The organism is Actinomycetota bacterium, assembly GCA_005774595.1.
Taxonomy (GTDB): Bacteria; Actinomycetota; Coriobacteriia; order Anaerosomatales; family D1FN1-002; genus D1FN1-002.
Genome location: VAUM01000367.1, coordinates 1 through 1,709, shown reverse-complemented (window position 1 = coordinate 1,709; position 1,709 = coordinate 1). Strand labels below are relative to the sequence as shown.

Annotated in this window: 1 protein-coding gene; it reads left to right on the top strand. The window is 70.0% G+C overall.

Translation table 11 applies throughout. The features are described 5' to 3' along the window. Positions 1-440: 440 nt before the first annotated feature. On the top strand, positions 441-1,709 hold a 1,269-nt coding region (locus tag FDZ70_10150; GenBank protein TLM67583.1), incomplete at its 3' end, for a cysteine--tRNA ligase.

Genomic DNA, 1,709 nt, shown 5'->3' with positions numbered 1-1,709 from the left:
ACGGTGATCAAGGACGACGTCACGCTCTACCAGGGCGTCACGCTTGGCGGCACCGGGAAGGCGCGGGGCAAGCGGCACCCCACCCTCGAGGAGTGCGTCGTGGTCGGCGTCGGTGCGGCGGTCCTCGGCGACATCACGATAGGTGCCGGCACGCGCGTAGGCGGCGGCGCGGTCGTGGTGACCGACGTGCCGCCCAACTGCACCGTCGTCGGCATCCCCGGCCGCGTCGTCGTGCGCGAGGGCCAGCGGGTCGAGGCGATCGACCTGCACCACGAGGACCTGCCCGACCCGGTCGTGGAGATGTTCCGCTCGCTGCAACGCCGCGTGGACCGGCTCGAGTCGCGCCTCGCCCGCGACGAAGGGCTGTCCGAGGAGCGCGACGAGCCGGTGTTCCCGGATACGACTCCGCCTGAGCAACCGTCGGAAGGCGACAGCTGAGCATGCGCGTCCACAACACGATGACCCGCGCCAAGGAGGAGTTCGTCCCGCGCGAGCCGGGCAAGGTCGCCATGTACGTGTGCGGCCCGACGGTCTACAACCACATCCACGTCGGTAACGCGCGCACGTTCCTGTCGTTCGACGTGATCCGCCGCTATCTCGAGCACGCCGGCTTCGAGGTCACGTTCGTGCAGAACATCACCGACGTCGACGACAAGATCATCAACCGCGCTGCCGAGGAGGGCACGACCGCCGCCGAGGTGGCGGCCAAGTACACCGCGGCCTTCTTCGACGCCATGCGCGACCTCGGGGTGCTCAGGCCGACCGTGCAGCCCAAGGCGACCGAGACCATCCCTGAGCAGGTCGCGATGGTCGAGCGCCTGATCGCCGGCGGGCATGCGTACGCCGTCGAGGGCGACGTGTACTTCTCGGTCCGCTCGTTCCCGGGCTACGGCAAGCTGTCCGGCCGCGACATCGACGACCTCGAGAGCGGCGCCCGCGTCGAGGTGGACGACCGCAAGCGAGACCCGCTCGACTTCGCGCTGTGGAAGGCCGCCAAGCCCGGCGAGCCCCACTGGCCGAGCCCGTGGGGCGAGGGCCGGCCGGGCTGGCACCTCGAGTGCTCGGTCATGTCGGAGAACGAGCTCGGCCTGCCGCTCGACATCCACGGCGGTGCGTGCGACCTCGTCTTCCCGCACCACGAGAACGAGCTCGCGCAGTCCGAGGCCGCGACCGGCGGCACCTTCGTGCGCTACTGGGTACACGGTGGCCTGCTCCAGGTGAACTCCGAGAAGATGAGCAAGTCCCTCGGCAACTTCATGCTGCTCAAGGACGTGCTCGCGCTCTATGACGCGCCGGTCGTGCGCCTGCTGATGCTCCAGACCCACTACCGCAGCCCACTCGACTACTCCACCGGGCGCCTCGACGACGCCCAGGCGACCTACGACCGCATAACCAACAGCGTCCGTGACCTGCTCTGGCTGCGCAGCAATGCGCCTGCGGCCGAAGGGGCGGACGCCGCAGAGCGCACTGCGCTCGACGCCGCGGTCGAGGCGGCCGGCGCCAAGTTCACCACCGAGATGGACGACGACTTCAACACCGCCGGCGCGCTGGCGGCCGTCTTCGAGCTGCTCCGCGAGGCCAACGGATACGCGACCCGCAACCGCGACCGCCTCGGAGAGGAGGACCTCGTCTCCCTCGCGTGCGCCGAGGACGCGGTCGTCGAGCTCCTCGGCGTGCTCGGCATCGAGGTCGAGGTCTCGTGCGCCGAC